We start from the raw sequence: 20,064 nt of genomic DNA, 5'->3' as shown, positions 1-20,064 counted from the left end.
GCACCTGATGCCCCGGCTCACGCAGGCGTCGAAGCCGCCCGGGACCGACCGGCGCGCTGCCCCCGGCAGTTTTCCGGTTGCGCCCACCGCCCTGTCGGACAACCCTTGGGCCGGGGCGGCATGCAGCGCCTCAGCACCCGAACCCGCGGTCAGACAGGCATTCGATGACAAAGCTCCTTGTGGTCTATCATTCAAAAACCGGCGGCAGCAGGCAGATGGCCGAAGCGGCGGCAGAGGCGGCGCAGGCCGAGACGCCCACCACCCTGCTGACCGCCGCCGAAGCAGGCCCGGAGGATCTGCTGGCCGCTGCCGGTTACATCTTCTGCGGCCCGGAGAATCTCGCGGCGATTGCAGGTGTGATGAAGGATTTCTTTGACCGCTGCTATTACCCGGTGCTGGGCCGGATCGAGGGCCGCCCCTATGCGCAGATGATCTGTGCCGGATCAGACGGGGAGAACGCCAAGCGCCAGACCGCCCGCATCGCCCAGGGCTGGCGCCTGAAAGAGGTTCAAGCGCCGATCATCATCTGCATCAATGCCCAGACGCCCGAGGAAATCCTGGCGGAAAAGACAATACCGGAAAAGGACCTTGCCCTGTGCCGCGACCTTGGCGCGGCGATGGGTGCGGGGCTGAACATGGGCATGTTCTGACGCAGCCCGGCACCACGATGGCACCACCGGCCTCGGGCACCTTACTGGTTGATCTCCGGTTCCACGAGCTTTGCCAGCTTCCGCAGGCTGTCCTGCCAGCCCAGATAGCAGGCTTCGAGCGGGATCACCTCCGGAACGCCGTCCTGCACAACTTTCATTTCCGTGCCGACAGAGACAGCCTTCAGGTCGACGGTGATCGACATCTCGCCGGGCAGGTTTGGATCGTCGAACCGGTCGCTGTAGACCAGCCGCGGACCCGGAACCAGTTCCTTGTATACGCCGCCGAATGAGTGGCTGTCACCGGTCGTGAAATTGCGGAACGACATGCGATGCGTCCCGCCGACCTCGGGCGTCAGTTCGTGGACCGTGCAGAGAAACCCATAGGGTGGCAGCCAGCTGGCCACGGCGTCGGGTTCCAGAAAGGCCCGATAGACCTTTTCGGGTTTGGCGGCGATGACGCGGTGCAGACGGACCGTGTTGGGCATGACGATATCCTTTTCTTGCTCATCTTGTTTGAAGATTCTTGCTCGCCTTATTTTACGGACATCCTGCCATCCCATCGCTCGAAAACGTATGGAATTCTTGTCACGCTGCGATCTGCGCGGCAGTCCGCTGTCATTCGGCAAGTGCCGCCAGATAGGCTTCGGTCAATTCCGCGATCACCGAGCGCGCCGGCGGTGCCGCGCCAAGATGCAGGCTCCGCAATTCCGCCATGAACGCCTCCCACATCTCGGGACCGCCCTCTTCCAGAAGCTGCGCGCGGATCGACAATTCCCGCGTGACCGGCGTAAAGCGCCGGCCCCATGCGCCCATCTGCGCAAGCAGCGGCACCAGCTGGATCGCGGGTTCCGTCAGGCTGTAGACCGTCTTTTGCTTGTGCGACGGGTCCGGACTGGTGGAGAGCAGACCCGATTCAGTCAGCTTCTTCAGCCGGTCCGCCAGGATGTTCGAGGCGATGCCTTCCTCGGAATTGTTGAGCAGGTCGCGATAGTGCCGGCGGTTGCCGAACATGATGTCGCGGATGACAATCAGGCTCCAGCGGTCGCCCAGCGTTTCAAGCGTCAGGTTGATCGGGCAACCGGAGCGGATAGGTTTGTCCATGTGGGGCCTCCGTAAACTGCTTGCAATATACATACGGTTCTGGTAGTTCACAACTGCTTGCAAAACACATACAGTTTGGGAGGTAACCATGACCAAGGTAATCGTTTCCGGTTTTTCGATTTCCATCGACGGCTATGGCGCCGGGCCGGACCAAAGCCTTGAGAACCCGCTCGGCAAGGGCGGCGAGACGCTGCATACCTGGATGATCGAAACCAGCATGTTCCACGAAATGCTGGGCAAGGATGGCGGCTCGCGGGGCGTCGACAACGATTATGCGACCCGCTCAATGGAAGGCTTCGGTGCCTTCATCCTGGGCCGCAACATGTTCGGTCCCATCCGTGGCGACTGGCCGGATGAAAGCTGGAAAGGCTGGTGGGGCGACAATCCCCCGTATCACGCCCCGACCTTCATCCTCACCCAATATCCGCGCGACCCCGTCGAGATGGAGGGCGGCACCGTCTTTCACTTCGTCACCGAGGGGATCACGGCGGCGCTTGAACGCGCCAGGGCGGCGGCCGGGGACCGAAACGTCAAGATCGGCGGCGGCGTCTCGACGGTGCGGCAATATCTTCAGGCCGGTCTTGTCGACGAGATTCACCTTGCCATCTCGCCGGTGGTCCTGGGCCGGGGCGAGGCGCTGTTCGCGGGGATTGACCTGCCGGCGCTTGGCTTTTCCGTCACTGAAACTGCCGCGACCGAGGCGGCGACCCACATCGTGCTCGCAAGATAGGAAAGGCTTTCGCATCATGCCCAAATTCATCACCATCGGATATGGCGATCAGGACGGCTATGACCGCACGCCTCAGGCCGTCAGGGAGGCCGCACATGCGCAGGACACCAGACTGGTTTCCGAAGGCGCTTTGGTCAGGATTGCCGGGACACCGGTCCAGGTCCGCAATCCGAATGCCTCCGGCGTGACAACGCGCGAAGGTGCATTCATGTCCTCCGACCTTCCGGTTGCCGGTTTCGCGGTGATCGAGGCGGCCAGCCTGGCAGAGGCCATCGACAAGGTCGCGCAGGTTCCCTGTGCCGTCGCCCATGGCGTTGTCGAAGTCTGGCCCCTGAAATAGCCGATCATCACAAGGAGGGAGCAAGGGCATGGCAAAGCTCGTATTCGGAATGAATGTGTCACTGGACGGCTATGTCGACCATGAGCGGTTTGCGCCGGACCCCAGTCTTTTTCGTCATTTCATCGAAGAGGCCGAGGGTCAGCTGGGCAGCATCTATGGTCGCAACATCTATGAGATCATGCGCTATTGGGATGAGGACCACGAAGACTGGGAACCGGAGGGCGCGGCGTTTGCGGCGGCCTGGCGGAAACAGCGGAAATGGGTTGTCTCACGGACACTGGAAACGGTCGGCCCCAATGCGACCCTTGTCGGGGATGACCTGGAAGGCGCGGTGCGGCGGATCAAGGCAGAACACGCCGGAGAGATCGAAGTTGCCGGTCCGACCCTGGCACAAAGCCTGACCGAACTCGGGCTGATTGACGAATACCGGATGTACCTTCATCCCGTGGTGCTTGGCCATGGCACGGGTTATTTCGCGGGTGCCCGACCGCCCCTCACCCTGCTGTCGCATGAGCGGATTGGCGATAACGTGCTGCGGCTGGTCTATGCCCCCGCTTGATCACCCGACAGACCCGGCGGCAATTTGCGGCCTGCCGTCGCGGGGGAAGACGGCAATCTTCCCCCGCGACGGCAATCTTCCCCCGCGTCTTTTTGCGCCGGTGCAATCTTAGGCTCTGGACCCATTATTCTATATGCTCAGTTTGACAGATTTTTTCGCAGACCAGGAACATCTGCGCAAGAATAGTGGTTCTATACCAAGCAGATGTGACGCAGGCTGCGGGAAAATCCGTCAAACCCGAAGGGCGGCGATTTCACTTCATTTCAACGTCTTGGGTCGCTTGCAAATAGAACCACTATTGGCTGAACGCCCCAAACCCTTGAAATTTCGTGAAATCACCGCTGAGCATATAAGATTAATGGGTCCAGAGCCTAGTACCAGCGCACGCCCGCCACCTGCCGGATCCCGGCGTTGAGGCGGTTCCAGACGTTGATCTGCGCGATCTGCAGCAGCAGTGCCGCCCGTGCGGGTTCGTCGTAATACCGGGCCACTTCCGACCACAGCTCATCGGAAACCGCTTCGGGGCGATCCGCGAGGCGGGTCAGTTCCTCCGTGAGGGCAAGGGCGACCCGTTCCGCATCGGTAAACCAGGGGGCCTCGCGCCAGGCGGCCACGGTATGGATGCGTTTGTCATCCTCGCCAGCGTTCTTGAGCTCCTGCGCATGCATGTCCACACAAAAGCTGCAGCCATTGATCTGGCTGGCACGCAGATGAACGAGGTAGCAGGTCACCGCCGGAAGCCCGTCGGCGGTGGCGGCCTTGCCAAGCGCCAGCAGCGCTTTCATGGCTTCGGGCAGAACGAGGACCGGATGCTTCATCCGGGCTTGCATGGTTTCAACTTTATCGAGCATGGTTTCTTCCTATCTGTTCAGGTTCCCGGGGTCTTGGGCCCGGTGCGATGACATAGCGGCCGCCCGCTGTCACATCGGGCCTGAACCGTTCGTCATAAGCATGACGGAACGCAAACAAGGAATGTGACAATGCGTGGCAAAAAATTTTTGTTGGACGAATTCGAGGCCCACCGGGCGCGGCTGAACGCGGTTGCCTACCGCATGCTTGGCTCCCGGGCCGAGGCGGAGGATGCGGTTCAGGAAGCCTGGCTTCGGCTCAACCGCTCCGAACCGGACAGTATCGCCAATCTTGGCGGCTGGCTTACCACCGTGGTGGGCCGGCTGTGTCTGGACATGCTGCGCGCCCGTAAATCGCGCCAGGAAGAATCGCTGGACGGGATGCTGGACAACACGCTTCGGCCAGACCCCTCGTTGACGGCGACAAATGCCACCCCCGAAGAAGAACTTGCCATGGCCGATTCCGTCGGTCTGGCCATGCTGACCGTGCTTGAGACCCTGACACCGGGCGAGCGGGTCGCTTTTGTGCTGCATGATGTTTTCGCCGTCCCGTTTGACGACATCGCAGGGATTGTCGGGCGTTCGCCGGATGCAACCCGGCAACTTGCCAGCCGCGCGCGGCGCCGGGTGCAGGGCGCACAGACCGCCGACAGGGTCGACAATGCCCGCCGGCGCGAAGTGGTGGATGCCTTTCTTGCCGCTGCACGCGGGGGTGATTTCGATGCTTTGATGACAATGCTCGATCCCGATGTGGTCCTGCGCGGAGATTCGGTTGCCGTGAAACTCGGCGGACATGCCGAACTGCGTGGCGCTCCGGCGGTTGCCGCATTCTTCAAGGGCAGTGCCCAGGCGGCCAGACCGGCACTGGTGGACAATGTGATGGACGTTGCCGTCGTCCCCGGCGGTCAGCTTCTGCTTCTGCTGCGCCTCGACATTGCTGGCGACAGAATCACGGGCATGAATGTCATTGCAGAGCCCGAAGACATGGCGGCGTTCGACCTGTCGATTGTCGAAGACTGACGGTCAGGCCGTGGTTCGGGCTTTGCTCAGGCCTCGATCACCGATGCCCTGAAGCAAAGCCGGGACACACTTGCCGAGTTGCCGGGATTGTCCGGGCAGGCCGCCCGTTTGGGTGGCGCCTGCCCCCTGCCCGGCTTGGGCCGGGCATCACCTGTATCTCGCCCATTACCCTTTGTACGGCTCGCAAAAATCTCCGCTCATTGCACCCGTCAGCACCCATCATATCGGACATCTTGACATAGATACCGACCGGATGGTATTTTAATATCCATGCCAAGACCAACCAAACAAAATCCCGAACGCGGCGACGCCCGCACCAGGCTGCTTGAAGCGGCACGAGACGTGATCCGGTCCCAGGGTTTCGCGGCCACCACGCTTGATGACCTCTGCAAGTCGGCTGGCGTGACCAAGGGCGCGTTTTTCCATCATTTCGAAAACAAGGAAGCGCTGGGCGTCGCCGCCGCCGCTTTCTGGGCTGAGACGACATCGGCGTTCTTCGCTGAAGCACCCTATCACGATCACGACGATCCGCTCGACAGGCTGCTTGCCTATGTCGCGTTCCGCAAGGAGATCATCGAAGGCGATCTTGCCGAGTTCACCTGTCTTGTCGGCACGATGACGCAGGAGGTCTATCTCTCGCACCCGGCGATCCGCGATGCCTGTGCGGCGAGCATCTTCGGCCATGCCGCCACGCTGGAACCGGATATCGAAGCGGCCATGAAAGCGCATGGAATTACGGCAGACTGGACACCGGCGAGCCTTGCCGCCCACACCCAGGCCGTGCTGCAGGGCGCCTTCATTCTGGCCAAGGCGACGGGCGACAGCACCATCGCGCGCGACAGCGTCGATCATCTGCAACGCTATCTGCTGCTCCTGTTCGGGAGGGCACCACGCAGCGATAGGTCAGACGTCCTCCAAGGGAACACCGCAGACCAAGCCCTACCAACAGTGGCGAAGGCACGACGCATATGACTGACACATCTCGCCAATCAACGCGCGTACGCGCCAGACCAAACATCACCATCTTCGAACGCGCGCCCGATGGCGGCACGGGCCGGGCACGCGGGCCCATGACGCCCAACGCGACTTTTTCAACAGCAGTGCTGCCGGTTGAGTAATGCCGGACAATTACAACAATACTTCAGGATCAAGGGAGGACCCAAGACATGGAACCTGCAATCTATCTCTTCTTCAAAGGAAACTGCCTGGAGGCGATGAGCCATTATGCCGAGGTGCTGGGCGGTGAAATCACCGGTGTTTTCCGCAACGCCGATGCCCCGACCCCCGAAAGCCGCATGCCCGGCGGCGACGACATGGTGATGAACATGGCCATGAAGCTGGGCAGCGCCCTGGTCATGGCCTCTGACAACAACGACGAGATGTATGACAAGCCGCAGGGCTTCCGCATCGCGATCTCGCCAACCTCGCTGGCGGATTTCGACCGCATCTACGACGCGCTTGCCAAGGATGCGACGCGCGTCGAAATGGAACCCGACGAAACCTTCTGGGCCGAACGATTTGCCATGTTCACCGACAAATACGGAACGCCCTGGATGCTGATGTTTGCCGGCAGCAAGGCGCAGGGAGCATCGTCATGACCGAACTTGTCACCTGCATGTGGTACGACCACGGCGAAGCGAAAAAGGCGGCGGAGTTTTATGCCGCCACCTTTCCGGACAGCCGCGTGGACCGCGTGAACACCGCGCCGGATGACTTTCCGGGCGGCAAGGCCGGGAATGAACTGACCGTCGAATTCACCGTGCTTGGCCGCAAATGCGTCGGGCTGAACGGTGGTCCGAACTTCACACCCAACGAGGCCGTCAGTTTCATGGTCGTGACCGAAACCCAGGAAGAGACCGACCGCTACTGGAACGCCATCGTATCCAACGGCGGACGGGAAAGCGCCTGCGGCTGGTGCAAGGACCGTTGGGGCCATTCCTGGCAGATCACGCCGCGATTGTTGCTCGACCTGACGACGAGCACCGACAAGGAAAGGGCCAAACGTGCATTCGGAGCGATGATGACAATGACAAAGATCGACATTGCGGCGCTCGAAGCCGCCGTCGCTTAACGCAGTGCGCATGGGAGTCCTATGATGAAACTCTACTACGCCGAGGCGATGAACTCGTACAAAACCTGCGCGCCATGTCGCGCTCGATATCGACTTCCATTGCCTTGATCTGAGCAAGGGCCTGAGCCACGCGCTCAGGCAAGACTTAAACCCAGGAACCATCATATTCAGGGAGTGACAAGATGGGCTACATAGACGGTTTCGTGATCGCCGTGCCGACGGCGAACAAGCAGAAATTCATCGACCACGCCAAACTCGGCGACAGCGTTTTCAAGGATCTCGGCGCCACGCGCATCCTGGAATGCTGGGGCGACGATCTGCCCGATGGCAAGCTCACCGATTTTCGCAAGGCCGTTCAGGCAAAGGAGGATGAGACTGTTGTCTTTTCCTGGATCGAATGGCCCGACAAGCAAACCCGCGATGCGGCCTTCGACAAGATGAAGGACTGGATGGATCATCCGGAAAACGCCGATCCGCGCATGAACCCGGAAAAGAACCCGATGCCCTTCGATGGCGCACGGCTGATTTATGGCGGGTTCATACCGGTTGTGGAGGTCTGACGTAACCGGGGCGATGACCTGTCACATCATCGACATGCGCGGAGCCATAGATCAGGCTTTGGATCAATGTCGCCCGTCGCCAAAGCATCGCTGGTCCGGCGATCGACCGTTTCGAAAAGAAGGCTCAGCACAGAGGATAGGCTTATGAGCACACAGAAAATCACCATCGACACCGTGATCGACGCGCCGGTCGCACGTGTATGGCAGGCATATTCGACCCCCGCCGACATCACGCAATGGAACTTCGCCTCTGACGACTGGTGCTGCCCAAGCGCCAGCGCCGATCTGAAAGTCGGAGGTGCATATTCGGCGCGCATGGAAGCAAAGGACGGCAGTTTCGGTTTCGATTTCGACGCGGTTTATGAAGAGGTCGAACCGAACAAGGCGCTGACCCTGGCCATGAGCGACGGCCGCAAGGCACGCACGACATTCGAGGTTGAGAACGGAAAGACGAAAGTCACGACAACCTTCGATGCCGAAGACCAGAATCCGGTCGACATGCAACGGGACGGCTGGCAGGCGATCCTGAACAATTTCAAGCGTCATGTAGAAGGTGAAGACTGCGTCTGACGAACGTCCTGAAACATCAGGCATCGCGTAACGCGTAGGACCACAGAAAGAGGCAGCGAACAAGTATTTCAGATCTATCCTGAACCCCTTCAGCAAGGGTCTCTCTCGCCCCCTGCGCGCGGCACCAACCAAGTAAAAGCCCTTATTAACAATATGTTGGATTCCCCGCGGGGAACCCTCCAACTTCTCATTGCTGCTGGCCAGCCGAAAGACGCCAACAGACCGCAGCGCTGAAACCGGCAACGGCCTTTCGCTGCAAGGTGTCAAAGGAGTTGAAACCGGTGGAAGAGGTATGGCGCACCCATCAGGATTCGAACCTGAGGCCTCTGCCTTCGGAGGGCAGCGCTCTATCCAGCTGAGCTATGGGTGCTTACCGTGTCGCAATGCTGTGGCAATGCTTACGTGAACTTTTCGCGAGTTGAAAGATCAGAAAGAGGGCCTCGCAAATCCCGTTCCGATAATCCTTTTCTTCTCCTCTTTGTCCCCCGGCCCCTTCGCATCTGCCATCCGAGGGCAGTGCTCTGGCCGAAGAGCTGGTTCACAGATGCTCCTATACATAAGCCATCCGGCCCCCGCAATGCCTCCGAGTATGGTTTTCCGGACTTATGCGACCGGGCCGTCATGCATCAAGATACCCGCAATAAGGGAATCTGTTAGCCAGTAGCCTTCAGTACCAAATTTTTTTTCAAAGAAATGGAGATTATCATGACCAAGCAATATCACGGGCTGTCGCGGCTCGACCAACTTGCCAAGACCTGCCTTGAGGGGAATGGCCCCAATGCCGTCTTTCCCCGCGTGCTGGACCGGATGCTCAAACGCAACCCGGTGCATATCGAGAACATCAGCCATGCCGATGTGATCGACGCGCTGACGGACCTTTCCGTGACCATGGGCAAGGACGAACAGACCGATGGTCCGGCAGAGGCCGGGATGACCTTTCTCGGACAATTCGTCGACCATGACATCACGCTGGATGCCACCAGCGCATTGGGGTCGCGCATCGACCCTGCCACCATCACGAATGTGCGCACCCCCAACCTGGACCTTGACTGCGTCTATGGCGCGGGGCCCGAAGCCTCGCCGCATCTCTATGGCAACGGGGCAGCCGAACAATTCCTGATGTTCGGCCGCGAGGAAAACCACCTTGATCTCGCGCGCACCTGTGCCGGCAAGGCATTGATCGGCGATCCGCGCAACGACGAGAATGTGATCGTGGCGCAGATCCAGAGCATTTTCATCCGCCTGCACAACATCCTGATGACCTACCGCAAGGAGGATGGCGACAAGGCCAGGGACATCAAGGCCTGCGCCATGGCGGGCATGGAGCCGGAGGTCTGGAAAGACCATGTTGTCCCCTCGCTGGAAGACTTCGAACAGGTCCGCCGCTTTATCCGGCTGCATTATCAGTACATTGTCTGGAACGAACTGCTGCCGTCCTTTGTCGATCAGGCCTGCCTGAAAGCGGCCTGGCAGGGCGATCTGCTGCCGCCGATGGCGCCGGTCATGCCGGTGGAATTCACCGGTGCGGCCTACCGCTTTGGCCATGCGACAACGCAGTTCCAGTACAAGCTGCGCAAGTGGGACGCCCCGATGGGCCTGTTCTCGACCCTGGGGTTCGGCCCGCGGCCCGAAAGCGCCAATATGGAATATGACGTCATGTTCCACATGAAGGGCGGCACGGCCCATCAGCACGCGCGCCCCGTCGGCACCGGGCTGGGTTTGCCGCTGCTCAACCTGCCCTTCGTGCATGATCCCATCCACCTGAAGGACATCGACCACACCCTGACGCTGGACCAGTCCCGCAACCTGGCCCTGCGCAACATGATCCGCGACCGCTATACCTATGAGCTGGCCAGCGGCCAGATGGCGGCGGATCATTTCAAGGTGAGCAAGCGGCCCCCGGTGCCCGCCCCCCTCAAGGACAAGGGCTTCAGGAAAACCCCGCTGTGGTTCTACTGTCTGCAGGAAGCCGAGGACTTTGGCGCAGGCAAGCTGACCGGCGTCGGTGGCAACCTGGTTGCCGGGGTGTTCGCCAACCTGCTCAAGCGGGACAAGGCGAGCTTCTATCACCTGCCGCATTTCAAACCCTGGCACGGATTCGGTGGCAACCACAGCGTGCTGGCAGGCATCATCGCCTTTGTCGAAAAGCACTATGGCGACGTGGAATACGCCAAGCACCTGCGCTGCGGTCCGACCGAAGCGGCATGGAAGGCCAATACCCCGGCCGATTGATCCGGCAAGATCCGGTCTCGGGGGTCAGCCCCCGAGATCAGGCAAACAGATCATGGGCCAGTTCAAGCGCCTCGACCAGCACATCGACTTCCTGCGTGGTGTTATAGAGGCCGAATGAAGCCCGGCAGGTCGCGGTCAGGCCAAGGTGATCCATCAACGGCCCCGCACAATGGTGGCCTGCCCGCACCGCGACGCCCTTTTTGTCCAGAATGGTCGATATGTCATGGGCATGGGCCGCCCCATCCAGCGAAAAGCTGAAGATCGCGGCCTTGTCCGGCGTCGTGCCCTGCAGTTGCAACCAGTTCAGCCCGGACAGTCTTGAAACCGCATAGTCGCGCAGGTGATCTTCATGGGCGGCAATATTCTCCATGCCAAGCGCCATCATGTAATCCAGCGCAGCACCCAGGCCGATGGTCTGCACGATGCCGGGCGTCCCCGCCTCGAACTTCATCGGCGGATCGGCGTAGGTCACGTTTTCCTTGCTGACTTCGCGGATCATGTCACCGCCCCCGATGAAGGGGCGCATCTCGGCCATCCGCTCCTTGCGGATGTAGATCGCGCCGGACCCGGAGGGACCATAAAGCTTGTGGCCCGTTATGGCGTAGAAATCGCAGCCCAGGTCGCGGACATCGACCGGCATGTGCACCGCCCCCTGCGAACCATCGACCAGCACCGGCACGCCCTTGGCATGGGCCGCCGCCGTGATCGCCTTCACATCCACCTTGGTGCCCAGCACGTTGGACAGCTGCGTGATTGCCACCAGTTTGGTCCGCGGGCCGATGGCATCAATCACCGCCTGCGGGTCCAGCGCGCCGGTGCTGTCGGTATCCACCCATTTCAGCACCACGCCCTGCCGTTCGCGCAGGAAATGCCAGGGCACGATATTGGCATGGTGCTCCATCACGCTCAGCACGATCTCGTCGCCCGCTTCCATGCGTGGCATCGCCCAGCCATAGGCAACCAGATTGATCCCCTCGGTGGTGCCGGAGTTCAGCACGATCTCATCCTCGGAGCCGGCATTCAGGAACCGCGCCACAGTGCCACGCACCGCCTCGTATTTGTCGGTCGCGAGGTTGGAGAGATAATGCAACCCCCTGTGAACATTGGCATATTCCATCGAATAGGCATTCGTGACCGTGTCGATCACCACCTGCGGCTTTTGCGCCGATGCGCCGTTGTCCAGATAGACCAGCGGCTTGCCGTTCACCTCGCGCGCGAGGATCGGAAAATCCCGGCGGACCGCGTTTACATCATACATCACGTGACTCCCTGGGCGCCCAGCCCGATTAACGTCAACAGGATTCCAAGGCCGATTATCAGCCCGACTGCCGCCGCGACCAGCACCGCAAATGCCTGCCAGATGGAGGCAAGATGCAGCGCAGCGGCCACGAAATTCAGAAAGATCCAGAACCCCCAGACCGCAACGGCCAGTGACAGCAACAGCGCCAGCGCCGGCAGGAGAAAGGACATCACGATGATCGCAACTTGTGCCAGCGCGCGTAGCGTCTGGAACCAGATCACCAGCGCCAGCACATCGTCCAGCGATCCCGACCCACCCAGGGCCAGCCCGGCCCAATACATGCCATGCACATAGATCACCATCATCCCGGCGATGATCACAAACAGCGCAAGGGGCCGTTCTACATAGCCCGGCAAGGGGAATTCGGTGTCGGAGGTCTGGAAGATCACGAAAAGCAAGGCGGCATTGCCGACAGCAACCAGCGCCAGCGCCGTCCAGAGCACATCGCGCGTCAGCCGCAGCGCCATGATCTGACCTGCCGCGTCACGCGGGGCGCGCAGGGTCGTCCGCACCAGTTCTACCAATGCCGGGTTCATCCCGCCTGCTCCGCCATGGCGGCGCGGTATCCGGCAGCCCAGAACCATCCAAAGATGCCCAGCCAGACCAGCCCCACCAGGTTCATCTCGATTCCCGGGCCGACAAAACCCGCCGTCAGCCCCCAAAGCAACATCACCGGGGCCGCCGCCAGCAGCGCCCAGAACAGCGCGATCCGCGCGCCATAGCCCCCCGGACCGCGCCCGAAGGCACGTCCGGCCAGCTGGCTCAGCGCGGCAACGGCGTAAAGGATCAGCGGCGCGATGAACAGCCACGCCAGCAGCGTGCCGCCCATCAGCATGCCCAGATCCTCACCGGTGACATAGGCCTGCCGCGCCAGACGCGGGGTCTGTGCCACAAAGACCAGCAGGCAGCCGATCATCAGATAGAGCAGCGCCCGGTCCTCACGCGCGCCCTGCCCCAGCAGCCGGCGCACCACACGCCCCGGCCCCCGGTAGGTGGCCACGATATCGCGTGTCGCCGCCATCAGCCGCGACGACGGCCCAGCCAGGCGGCCATGCGGGTGTTGATCTCGTCCCGCAGGGTCTCCGCCTCAATTTCCTCGACGGCTTCGGCAAGGAAGGACAGGGTCAGCATATCCGTGGCCTCGGCCTGCGGCACCCCGCGCGACCGCAGGTAGAACAAAGCATCCTCATCAATCGCACCCGAGGTGGACCCATGCGAACAGGCCACGTCATCGGCATAGATTTCAAGCTCCGGCTTGGCGAGGAACTGGCTGTCCTCGTCCAGCAACAGCGATTGGCTGATCTGGTAGCCGTCGGTTTTCTGCGCGCCTGCCTTGACCAGGATCTTGCCCTGGAACACGCCCGTGGCGCCGTTGCGCAGCACTTTCTTGAACACCTGGCGGCTTTCGCAGTTCACCGCGTCATGGGTGATGAACACCGTGTCGTCATGGTGAAACGCCCCATCGCCCACACAGGCCCCGGCCACATGCGCCGAGGCGTCATCGCCGGTCAGTTCGATCACGCAGTCATTGCGCGTCATGACGCCGTTGACGGTCAGCGTGAAGCTCTTGAAGGTCGATTCCGCGCCCAGCCGGGCAAAGACATGCGTGGCCGCGCGCCGTTCATGGTCGCGGCCCTGCGCGCGCACATGATGAAAGGATGCACCGTCGCCCACGTCGACTTCCATCACCTTGTTGAACCGCGCCGCCGCCGGGCCGTTTTCGAGCACCGTCAGCTCGGTCCCCGCGTCCAGCTTGATGAGGTGATGCAAGATCACATCGGAAGTGGTTGATTCATGGCGATAAACGATGCTGATCGGCTTGCTTGCCGCACCGGTCACATGGATCAGAATGCCATCGGTCGCAAAGGCCGTGTTCAGCGCTGCAAGGGGCCGGGCCACGGGCGTCTGCCCGTTGGTTTCCAGCGTCCCGTACAGATCGCGCGCCCAATGCAGATCGCTGTTCGCCTCCGCCAGCCGCTCGATCCGCACGCCTTCAAGGCTCAGATCATCGGAGGCTTCGGCATCAAAGACACCGTCGACAAAGACGATCTTCACCCGGTCCATGCCGTCAAACAGCGGCGCCTCGTCATTCTCAAACACCGCCGCCGGTTCCGGCGTGACCTGGGTCAGCGTATCGGGGCGGGTGTATTTCCAGTATTCATCCCGGCGTTCCGGCAGCCCCATGGCCCGCAGGCGGTTCACCGCATCTTCGCGCGCAGGCACCGACCAGCCCCTGCCCGGTATGCTCAGGGCCGCAATCCGTGCGTCCGTCAGGTTGGTCTTTTCCGCAGTCCGGGCCATTACGCCACCTCGGCGAGGATATCGGCATAGCCATTGTTCTCGACCTCAAGCGCCAGCTCGGGGCCGCCGGTCTTGACGATGCGGCCATCGGCCATGATGTGCACGACATCCGGTTTGATGTGATCCAGCAGCCGCTGATAATGGGTGATGACAAGGAAGCCACGCCCTTCGGAGCGCAGCGCGTTCACGCCTTCGGCCACCAGTTTCATCGCATCCACGTCCAGACCTGAATCGGTCTCGTCCAGGATGCACATCTTCGGCTCAAGCATGGCCATCTGCAGGATTTCATTGCGCTTTTTCTCACCGCCGGAGAAGCCCATATTGACGGGGCGCTTCAGCATCTCCGCGTCGATCTTGAGGTCCTTGGCCTTGGCGCGCACCACTTTCAGGAAGTCGGCAGCCGACATTTCCTCTTCGCCCCGCGCCTTGCGCTGCGCATTCACAGCCGTGCGCAGGAAGGTCATGTTGCCCACACCGGGAATCTCGACCGGATATTGGAAGGCCAGGAACAGACCCGCCGCCGCACGCTCCTCGGGCTCCATGTCCAGCAGATCTGTCCCCAGCAGGGTGGCGGATCCTTCGGTCACCTCATAGCCGTCCTTGCCGGACAGCACATAGGACAATGTCGATTTGCCGGAGCCGTTCGGCCCCATGATCGCATGGACCTTGCCGGCCTCGACCTCCAGATCAACGCCTTTGAGGATCTGCTTGTCCTCTTCTTCCAGTTTCACGTGCAGGTTCTTGATGCTCAGCATGTCGTCGTCTCCTTCTTGGCCGTCACGGCCCTTATCCATTTGAAAATCAGCAGCTTATGCCGGTTTTCTCATCCATTTCGGTAGCTTGTTGAAAAAATCTTTCGGCACATCCGGTGCAAGGACGCCCCGTGTGGCAAGGTGATCGAGGCAGGCAATCACCAGATCATAAGACCCGAACACCCCCGCCGCCGCGATCGCCAGTTGCGCGACCTGTGCCTCGGGCCATTCATCCATGTCGCGCGGGTCGCGGATATAGACGGCATCCCCATCCAGCATCTGGCTGCGGAAATGTTCCGTCTTCATCGCGCTGCGCATGGAGTTGCCCAGCGGGATCGACTTGATCGCCGCCATCTTGTGCAGGACAAACCCCTGATCGCGCAGTTCCAGATCAACCTCGGCCCACATCGGCTCATTGGCGTACATCTGGGCAAAGCGGACCTCGGGGATCACCGCAACCGCCTCGCTCAGCGTGTCACGGCCATGTTCCAGCACGTCCAACTCGCTGCCCTGGATGTCCATCTTCAGCACATCCGGACGCGGCAATTCATCGCGCGGAATGTCGTCCAGCGCAATCAGGTCAATCTCCACGCCCGCGCCCTGATTTGCAAACCAGCCGGGCCGGCCCAGATAGGTGACCGAGCGTTCGTCCATCTTTAACAACGACCCCAAACCGGTTGATTTATGGGGATAAAACATACCCCTCCCGGTCTTGCCCAGGGCGCGCTGGACGAAATGTGTGTTGGGTCCGGCCTGCGCCTGCAATGCGGCAAAGGCCTCCGGCTCCGGCTCGAATCCCCAGACCTCGCAGCCGCCGATGTCCAGCAGCTCCTTGTAGTCCGGCACATTGACCGGGTTGGCCCCCACATCCGCGATCCGCAGCAGACGGTCCACCCCCGTCACGGAACGCAGGTACGCGATCCGTCCGCCCAGCTGCCGCAGGGCCGATTTGGGCATATCCGACGCCCCGGTTGTCATCAGCCGACGGACCCTTCCAGCGAGATCGCCACCAGCGCCTGCGCCTCCATGGCGAATTCCATCGGCAGCGCCTGCAGCACGTCCTTGCAGAACCCGTTGACCACCAGTGCCACGGCTTCCTCCTCGTCCATCCCGCGCGAGCGGCAATAGAACATCTGGTCATCGTCCACCTTGGATGTGGTCGCCTCGTGCTCCACGCGGGAGGAGTTGTTCCTGACCTCGATGTAGGGCACCGTATGGGCCCCGCATTTGTCGCCGATCAACAGGCTGTCGCACTGGGTATAATTGCGCGATTCCTTGGCCTTGGGGTGCATCGACACCAGCCCGCGATAGGTGTTCTGCGCCTTGCCCGCCGAAATCCCCTTGGACACGATCCGCGACTTGGTGCGCTTGCCCAGGTGGATCATCTTGGTCCCGGTGTCGGCCTGCTGCATGTTGTTGGCAATGGCGATGGAATAGAATTCGCCCTGGCTGTCGTCACCGCGCAGGATGCAGGACGGGTATTTCCAGGTCACGGCCGATCCGGTCTCGACCTGCGTCCACATCACCTTGGCCCGGTCACCCCGGCAATCGGCGCGTTTGGTGACAAAGTTATAGATCCCGCCCTTGCCGTTCTCATCGCCGGGATACCAGTTCTGAACGGTGGAATATTTCACCTCCGCGTCTTCTTCGATGATGATCTCGACCACGGCGGCATGCAGCTGCGATTCATCGCGCTGCGGCGCGGTGCAGCCTTCGAGGTAGGACACGTAAGACCCCTTGTCGGCGATGATCAGCGTGCGTTCGAACTGGCCGGTATTCTCGGCATTGATGCGGAAATAGGTGCTCAGTTCCATCGGGCAGCGCACACCCGGCGGCACATAGACAAACGAGCCGTCTGAAAACACCGCCGAGTTCAGCGTGGCATAGAAATTGTCCGACACCGGCACGACCGAGCCGAGGTATTTCTTCACCAGCTCGGGATGTTCGCGGATCGCTTCGGAGATCGAACAAAAGATCACGCCCGCCTTCTTCAGTTCCGCCTGGAAGGTCGTGCCGACGGAGACGGAATCAAACACCGCATCCACAGCCACCTTGCGGCCCTCGGCGGGCGCATCCTCTGCCCCCTCGACCCCCGCAAGGATCATCTGCTCTTTCAGCGGAATGCCAAGTTTCTTGTAGGTTTCCAGCAGCTTGGGGTCCACGTCGTCCAGCGACTTGGGCTTTTCAGCCATGCTCTTGGGCCGGGCATAATAGAACTGATCCTGAAAATCGATTTCAGGATAATCCACCATCGCCCATGTGGGTTCCGTCTTGGTCAGCCAGCGGTCATAGGCTTCCAGCCGCCAGTCGGTCATCCACTGCGGCTCTTCGTTCTTTTCGGAGATCAGCCGCACGATGTCGGGCGACAGCCCCTTGGGCGCGTAATCCATCTCGATGTCGGTGGACCAGCCATGTTTGTACTTGCCGCCCACTTCGCGCACCGCATCGACGGTATCCTGATCGACGCCGTCCTTGACGTTGTCCTGCTCTTTCACGATGTCCAAAGTCATCATCCTTTCCCTGGGCGCTTACGCGGCCCGTTGTGCATGTCGTTCGAGTTTCGCGGCCCATGCCTCGGCAAAGCGCAAAACATCGTCCTCGGTTGTCTCCAGCCCCAGCGAGACGCGGATCGCGCTTGCCGCCTCTGTGTCGTCATATCCCATGGCGCGCAACACGTTGCTTGCCTTGACCTTGCCACTGGAACAGGCCGACCCTGCGGAAATGGCAAATCCGGCCAGGTCCATCTGCATGACCTGGGTTTCACCCTTCCAGCCTTCGGTCAGGACGCAGGAGGTATTGGGCAGGCGCGGCATCTCTTTCCCGACAAAAATAGTCTTCTTTGACGCTCCCGCAAGGGCCACCTCCATAAGATCGCGCAGCTGCGCCACCCGGTCCCAGGCGCCTGCCGCCACATCCCGCGCCGCCGCCTCTGCCGCCGCACCAAAACCGGCAATCCCGATGATGTTCTCCGTGCCCGACCGGCGGTTCATTTCCTGCCCGCCACCGCGCAGGATCGGCTCGGGATCCGACGCGGTAAAGTTGATCAATGCCCCGGCGCCCTTGGGCCCGCCCAGCTTATGCGCCGACAGGATCGCATAGGAGGGTGTTTCAGCCTCGTAGATCACCGGCATCTTGCCCGCCACCTGGGTGATGTCGCAGATCACCGAATGCCCGGCCCCGCTGCCCGCCACCTGCCGTTCCGGCAACATCACACCGGTTTCGCTGTTCGCCGCCGAAACGGCCACCAGCCCCTCCGGCAGCGCCGCGCGCCAGTCAGGCGTCATCCGGCCCTCACGATCATAGACCGACGCCAGATCCCGTTCACCCCACACAGCCAGACAATCATGCTCCGTCGGCAGCGCCGCAAATGCGCCGCCATGCCGCGCCTTCTGCGCCACGGCAAGGGCTGCCGCCTCGGTCGCGCTGCCGGTAAAGATCACCTGCGACACCTTGCAGCCGACCAGCGCCGCAACCTGAGCCCTTGCACGCTCTACCAGAGCTTTTGCCGCGCGCCCCTCGGCGTGTACGGAAGACGGGTTCCCGGCAAGATCCATCGCCGCAATCATCGCTGCCCGCGCCTCCGCCCGCAAAGGCGTGGTGGCATTATGATCCAGGTAGGTTCTCATCGTTTCTTTTTGGCCCCAAATATTCCCAGGGGGTTTGGGGGACAGCGTCCCCCATTCATCCCTGAATCGCGTCGCGCTTGCGCGGCATTCAGATCACACCGCATCACTCATCCACCACGGCAAAGAGGTTCGGCACCGCCGGACAGGGCGCCAGTTCGTTCGAGATCACATCCGACAGGCGGGTCTGGTGCAGGAAGACATAGACATGCGCGCTCAGCCCCTCCCACAAACGGTTGGTCAGCGATTGCGCACGGCTGCCAGACAGCCCGCCAGAAGCCCCGGCCCCCTTGTGCATCGCATCCACCTTTTCATCGACCGCCGACAGGATATCGACCACCCGGATATCCGACGGCGGCCGCGACAGCCGGTAGCCGCCGCCGGGGCCGCGCACCGACGCCACCAGTTCGGCGCGGCGCAGCTTGACGAACAATTGTTCCAGATAGGGCAGTGAAATCGACTGCCGCTCAGCGATGTCGCCCAGCGAGACCAGCCTGTCACCCGGTTGCAGCGCGATATCGGCCAGCGCCACCATCGCATAGCGTCCCTTTGTCGATAGTTTCATATCCAGCCGTCCCCATTATGCCCGCATTGATTGACGCGGACGCGTGATGCGCATACATCCCTTTTCTGATCCGGTCCTACGGTCCGGCCCATACAGATTAGAACCGTTCTAAAGTGCCTGAGTGAAGTCGTCAACTATAGACCGCGCCATTCTGCCAGCCATTTGGAACCCGCAAACAGGGACGCCCATGCCAGAGGTTATCTTTCCCGGACCAGAAGGCCGCCTCGAAGGCCGCTATCACCCGCAAAAGGAACGCGACGCGCCCATCGCCATCGTGCTGCATCCGCATCCGCAATTTGGCGGGACGATGAATCACAAGGTTGTCTACAACCTGCATTACGCCTTCTACAACATGGGCTTTACCGTACTGCGGTTCAATTTCCGTGGCGTCGGCCGCAGCCAGGGCGAATACGATCAGGGCATCGGTGAATTGTCTGACGCCGCCTCGGCGCTGGATTACCTGCAGTCGATGAACAACAATTCCAAACACTGCTGGGTCGCCGGGTTCTCCTTTGGCGCATGGATCGGCATGCAATTGCTGATGCGGCGCCCGGAAATCACCGGCTTCATCTCGGTCGCGCCCCCCGCCAACATGTACGATTTCAGCTTTCTCGCCCCCTGCCCGTCTTCCGGCCTGGTGATCAACGGCACCGCAGACCGCGTGGCACCGCCCGCCGATACGGTCAATCTGGTCAGCAAGCTGCACGAACAAAAGGGCATCACCATCACCCATGAACAGGTCGAAGGTGCCGGGCATTTCTTTGAAGAGCCGCATATGGACACGCTGATCGGGACAACAACCGATTACGTCAAGCGCCGCCTGACCGAAACCACCCGCTGAC

Annotated in this window: 24 protein-coding genes and 1 tRNA gene; 12 read left to right on the top strand and 13 right to left on the bottom strand. The window is 61.2% G+C overall.

Annotated elements, in window-relative coordinates; genetic code table 11:
- Positions 1-164: 164 nt before the first annotated feature.
- Positions 165-650: a flavodoxin family protein gene (locus tag O4H53_RS05730; protein ID WP_269362041.1), complete on the top strand. Its 486-nt coding sequence runs from the start codon at positions 165-167 to the stop codon at positions 648-650.
- 41 nt (positions 651-691) lie between these two features.
- Here the strand turns inward: O4H53_RS05730 and O4H53_RS05725 are convergent, their stop codons facing one another.
- Positions 692-1,135, bottom strand: a complete 444-nt coding sequence (locus tag O4H53_RS05725; RefSeq protein WP_269362038.1) for an SRPBCC family protein — start codon at positions 1,133-1,135, stop codon at positions 692-694.
- 130 nt (positions 1,136-1,265) lie between these two features.
- Positions 1,266-1,751, bottom strand: coding sequence for a winged helix-turn-helix transcriptional regulator (locus O4H53_RS05720; RefSeq protein ID WP_114277186.1), 486 nt, complete (start codon positions 1,749-1,751; stop codon positions 1,266-1,268).
- Between the two features lie 88 nt (positions 1,752-1,839).
- Between O4H53_RS05720 and O4H53_RS05715 the strand changes: the two genes are divergently transcribed.
- Genes O4H53_RS05715 through O4H53_RS05705 form a run of 3 tightly spaced genes read left to right on the top strand, consistent with a single transcriptional unit; the run spans position 1,840 to position 3,380 of the window.
- The gene (locus tag O4H53_RS05715; RefSeq protein ID WP_269362035.1) at positions 1,840-2,481 is read left to right on the top strand and encodes a dihydrofolate reductase family protein; all 642 of its coding nucleotides are present in this window, start codon (positions 1,840-1,842) and stop codon (positions 2,479-2,481) included.
- Between the two features lie 16 nt (positions 2,482-2,497).
- Positions 2,498-2,821 (top strand): YciI family protein, encoded by a 324-nt coding sequence (locus O4H53_RS05710; RefSeq protein WP_269362033.1) that lies wholly within the window; start codon positions 2,498-2,500, stop codon positions 2,819-2,821.
- A gap of 28 nt (positions 2,822-2,849) precedes the next feature.
- A complete protein-coding gene (locus O4H53_RS05705) occupies positions 2,850-3,380 on the top strand; it encodes a dihydrofolate reductase family protein (RefSeq protein WP_269362030.1) in 531 nt (176 codons plus the stop codon).
- Positions 3,381-3,751: 371 nt separating this feature from the next.
- Here the strand turns inward: O4H53_RS05705 and O4H53_RS05700 are convergent, their stop codons facing one another.
- Positions 3,752-4,231, bottom strand: coding sequence for a carboxymuconolactone decarboxylase family protein (locus tag O4H53_RS05700; RefSeq protein WP_269362028.1), 480 nt, complete (start codon positions 4,229-4,231; stop codon positions 3,752-3,754).
- Between the two features lie 129 nt (positions 4,232-4,360).
- On the opposite strand from O4H53_RS05700, the gene O4H53_RS05695 reads away from it, so the two are divergent.
- From O4H53_RS05695 to O4H53_RS05670, 6 genes are all read left to right on the top strand, one after another.
- Positions 4,361-5,248: a sigma-70 family RNA polymerase sigma factor gene (locus tag O4H53_RS05695; protein ID WP_269362026.1), complete on the top strand. Its 888-nt coding sequence runs from the start codon at positions 4,361-4,363 to the stop codon at positions 5,246-5,248.
- Positions 5,249-5,518: 270 nt separating this feature from the next.
- Positions 5,519-6,220, top strand: a complete 702-nt coding sequence (locus O4H53_RS05690; RefSeq protein WP_269362024.1) for a TetR/AcrR family transcriptional regulator — start codon at positions 5,519-5,521, stop codon at positions 6,218-6,220.
- A 194-nt stretch (positions 6,221-6,414) separates the two neighbouring features.
- Positions 6,415-6,846 (top strand): VOC family protein, encoded by a 432-nt coding sequence (locus O4H53_RS05685; RefSeq protein ID WP_269362023.1) that lies wholly within the window; start codon positions 6,415-6,417, stop codon positions 6,844-6,846.
- The gene (locus tag O4H53_RS05680) at positions 6,843-7,319 is read left to right on the top strand and encodes a VOC family protein (RefSeq protein ID WP_269362021.1); all 477 of its coding nucleotides are present in this window, start codon (positions 6,843-6,845) and stop codon (positions 7,317-7,319) included. Before O4H53_RS05685 ends, O4H53_RS05680 begins: the two co-directional genes overlap by 4 nt.
- Positions 7,320-7,501: 182 nt before the next feature.
- A complete protein-coding gene (locus O4H53_RS05675; protein WP_269362019.1) occupies positions 7,502-7,879 on the top strand; it encodes a DUF1428 domain-containing protein in 378 nt (125 codons plus the stop codon).
- A 144-nt stretch (positions 7,880-8,023) separates the two neighbouring features.
- A complete protein-coding gene (locus O4H53_RS05670) occupies positions 8,024-8,449 on the top strand; it encodes an SRPBCC family protein (RefSeq protein WP_269362017.1) in 426 nt (141 codons plus the stop codon).
- Positions 8,450-8,742: 293 nt separating this feature from the next.
- On the opposite strand, the gene O4H53_RS05665 is transcribed toward O4H53_RS05670, so the two are convergent.
- Positions 8,743-8,819, bottom strand: a tRNA-Arg gene (locus tag O4H53_RS05665).
- A gap of 335 nt (positions 8,820-9,154) precedes the next feature.
- Between O4H53_RS05665 and O4H53_RS05660 the strand changes: the two genes are divergently transcribed.
- Positions 9,155-10,681 carry a peroxidase family protein gene (locus O4H53_RS05660; protein WP_269362015.1) on the top strand — a complete coding sequence of 509 codons (1,527 nt, stop codon included), beginning with the start codon at positions 9,155-9,157 and terminating at the stop codon, positions 10,679-10,681.
- A gap of 37 nt (positions 10,682-10,718) precedes the next feature.
- Here O4H53_RS05660 and O4H53_RS05655 read toward each other — a convergent pair whose 3' ends face one another.
- From O4H53_RS05655 to O4H53_RS05615, 9 genes are all read right to left on the bottom strand, one after another.
- Entirely contained in the window at positions 10,719-11,939 is a 1,221-nt protein-coding gene (locus tag O4H53_RS05655) for a cysteine desulfurase (protein ID WP_269362013.1), read from the bottom strand.
- The gene (locus O4H53_RS05650) at positions 11,939-12,517 is read right to left on the bottom strand and encodes a YIP1 family protein (protein WP_269362011.1); all 579 of its coding nucleotides are present in this window, start codon (positions 12,515-12,517) and stop codon (positions 11,939-11,941) included. Before O4H53_RS05650 ends, O4H53_RS05655 begins: the two co-directional genes overlap by 1 nt.
- On the bottom strand, positions 12,514-13,002 hold the full coding sequence (locus O4H53_RS05645) for a YIP1 family protein (protein ID WP_269362009.1): 489 nt from the start codon (positions 13,000-13,002) through the stop codon (positions 12,514-12,516). Before O4H53_RS05645 ends, O4H53_RS05650 begins: the two co-directional genes overlap by 4 nt.
- Positions 13,002-14,282 carry a Fe-S cluster assembly protein SufD gene (sufD, locus tag O4H53_RS05640; protein ID WP_269362008.1) on the bottom strand — a complete coding sequence of 427 codons (1,281 nt, stop codon included), beginning with the start codon at positions 14,280-14,282 and terminating at the stop codon, positions 13,002-13,004. Before sufD ends, O4H53_RS05645 begins: the two co-directional genes overlap by 1 nt.
- Positions 14,282-15,037, bottom strand: a complete 756-nt coding sequence (gene sufC, locus O4H53_RS05635) for a Fe-S cluster assembly ATPase SufC (RefSeq protein WP_269362007.1) — start codon at positions 15,035-15,037, stop codon at positions 14,282-14,284. The genes sufD and sufC overlap by 1 nt, the downstream gene beginning before the upstream one ends.
- Positions 15,038-15,091: 54 nt before the next feature.
- Positions 15,092-16,012 (bottom strand): FkbM family methyltransferase, encoded by a 921-nt coding sequence (locus O4H53_RS05630; protein WP_269362006.1) that lies wholly within the window; start codon positions 16,010-16,012, stop codon positions 15,092-15,094.
- Complete coding sequence (gene sufB, locus O4H53_RS05625) at positions 16,012-17,547, bottom strand: Fe-S cluster assembly protein SufB (RefSeq protein WP_269362005.1); 1,536 nt, start codon at positions 17,545-17,547, stop codon at positions 16,012-16,014. Before sufB ends, O4H53_RS05630 begins: the two co-directional genes overlap by 1 nt.
- A 15-nt stretch (positions 17,548-17,562) precedes the next feature.
- Entirely contained in the window at positions 17,563-18,660 is a 1,098-nt protein-coding gene (locus tag O4H53_RS05620; protein ID WP_269362004.1) for a cysteine desulfurase family protein, read from the bottom strand.
- Between the two features lie 103 nt (positions 18,661-18,763).
- Positions 18,764-19,222, bottom strand: a complete 459-nt coding sequence (locus O4H53_RS05615) for an Rrf2 family transcriptional regulator (RefSeq protein WP_269362003.1) — start codon at positions 19,220-19,222, stop codon at positions 18,764-18,766.
- Between the two features lie 187 nt (positions 19,223-19,409).
- Here O4H53_RS05615 and O4H53_RS05610 point away from each other — a divergent pair, with 187 nt between their 5' ends.
- A complete protein-coding gene (locus O4H53_RS05610) occupies positions 19,410-20,063 on the top strand; it encodes an alpha/beta hydrolase (RefSeq protein ID WP_067291253.1) in 654 nt (217 codons plus the stop codon).
- Position 20,064 lies beyond the last annotated feature (1 nt).

The sequence above is a fragment of the Sulfitobacter sp. G21635-S1 genome (assembly GCF_027213915.1).
GTDB lineage: Bacteria > Pseudomonadota > Alphaproteobacteria > Rhodobacterales > Rhodobacteraceae > Sulfitobacter.
This window is presented reverse-complemented; position numbering and strand designations above follow the sequence as displayed.

What these genes read in the sequence shown, in the direction of transcription:
- O4H53_RS05705 (WP_269362030.1), top strand. Translation starts at nt 2,850, where the DNA reads ATGGCAAAGCTCGTATTCGGAATGAATGTGTCACTGGACGGCTATGTC.
- O4H53_RS05620 (WP_269362004.1), bottom strand. Translation starts at nt 18,660, where the DNA reads ATGAGAACCTACCTGGATCATAATGCCACCACGCCTTTGCGGGCGGAG.
- O4H53_RS05650 (WP_269362011.1), bottom strand. Translation starts at nt 12,517, where the DNA reads ATGAACCCGGCATTGGTAGAACTGGTGCGGACGACCCTGCGCGCCCCG.
- O4H53_RS05730 (WP_269362041.1), top strand. Translation starts at nt 165, where the DNA reads ATGACAAAGCTCCTTGTGGTCTATCATTCAAAAACCGGCGGCAGCAGG.
- O4H53_RS05685 (WP_269362023.1), top strand. Translation starts at nt 6,415, where the DNA reads ATGGAACCTGCAATCTATCTCTTCTTCAAAGGAAACTGCCTGGAGGCG.
- O4H53_RS05675 (WP_269362019.1), top strand. Translation starts at nt 7,502, where the DNA reads ATGGGCTACATAGACGGTTTCGTGATCGCCGTGCCGACGGCGAACAAG.
- O4H53_RS05610 (WP_067291253.1), top strand. Translation starts at nt 19,410, where the DNA reads ATGCCAGAGGTTATCTTTCCCGGACCAGAAGGCCGCCTCGAAGGCCGC.
- O4H53_RS05720 (WP_114277186.1), bottom strand. Translation starts at nt 1,751, where the DNA reads ATGGACAAACCTATCCGCTCCGGTTGCCCGATCAACCTGACGCTTGAA.
- O4H53_RS05660 (WP_269362015.1), top strand. Translation starts at nt 9,155, where the DNA reads ATGACCAAGCAATATCACGGGCTGTCGCGGCTCGACCAACTTGCCAAG.
- O4H53_RS05695 (WP_269362026.1), top strand. Translation starts at nt 4,361, where the DNA reads ATGCGTGGCAAAAAATTTTTGTTGGACGAATTCGAGGCCCACCGGGCG.
- O4H53_RS05680 (WP_269362021.1), top strand. Translation starts at nt 6,843, where the DNA reads ATGACCGAACTTGTCACCTGCATGTGGTACGACCACGGCGAAGCGAAA.
- O4H53_RS05655 (WP_269362013.1), bottom strand. Translation starts at nt 11,939, where the DNA reads ATGTATGATGTAAACGCGGTCCGCCGGGATTTTCCGATCCTCGCGCGC.
- O4H53_RS05615 (WP_269362003.1), bottom strand. Translation starts at nt 19,222, where the DNA reads ATGAAACTATCGACAAAGGGACGCTATGCGATGGTGGCGCTGGCCGAT.
- O4H53_RS05700 (WP_269362028.1), bottom strand. Translation starts at nt 4,231, where the DNA reads ATGCTCGATAAAGTTGAAACCATGCAAGCCCGGATGAAGCATCCGGTC.
- sufC (WP_269362007.1), bottom strand. Translation starts at nt 15,037, where the DNA reads ATGCTGAGCATCAAGAACCTGCACGTGAAACTGGAAGAAGAGGACAAG.
- sufB (WP_269362005.1), bottom strand. Translation starts at nt 17,547, where the DNA reads ATGATGACTTTGGACATCGTGAAAGAGCAGGACAACGTCAAGGACGGC.
- O4H53_RS05670 (WP_269362017.1), top strand. Translation starts at nt 8,024, where the DNA reads ATGAGCACACAGAAAATCACCATCGACACCGTGATCGACGCGCCGGTC.
- O4H53_RS05630 (WP_269362006.1), bottom strand. Translation starts at nt 16,012, where the DNA reads ATGACAACCGGGGCGTCGGATATGCCCAAATCGGCCCTGCGGCAGCTG.
- O4H53_RS05715 (WP_269362035.1), top strand. Translation starts at nt 1,840, where the DNA reads ATGACCAAGGTAATCGTTTCCGGTTTTTCGATTTCCATCGACGGCTAT.
- O4H53_RS05690 (WP_269362024.1), top strand. Translation starts at nt 5,519, where the DNA reads ATGCCAAGACCAACCAAACAAAATCCCGAACGCGGCGACGCCCGCACC.
- sufD (WP_269362008.1), bottom strand. Translation starts at nt 14,282, where the DNA reads ATGGCCCGGACTGCGGAAAAGACCAACCTGACGGACGCACGGATTGCG.
- O4H53_RS05710 (WP_269362033.1), top strand. Translation starts at nt 2,498, where the DNA reads ATGCCCAAATTCATCACCATCGGATATGGCGATCAGGACGGCTATGAC.
- O4H53_RS05645 (WP_269362009.1), bottom strand. Translation starts at nt 13,002, where the DNA reads ATGGCGGCGACACGCGATATCGTGGCCACCTACCGGGGGCCGGGGCGT.
- O4H53_RS05725 (WP_269362038.1), bottom strand. Translation starts at nt 1,135, where the DNA reads ATGCCCAACACGGTCCGTCTGCACCGCGTCATCGCCGCCAAACCCGAA.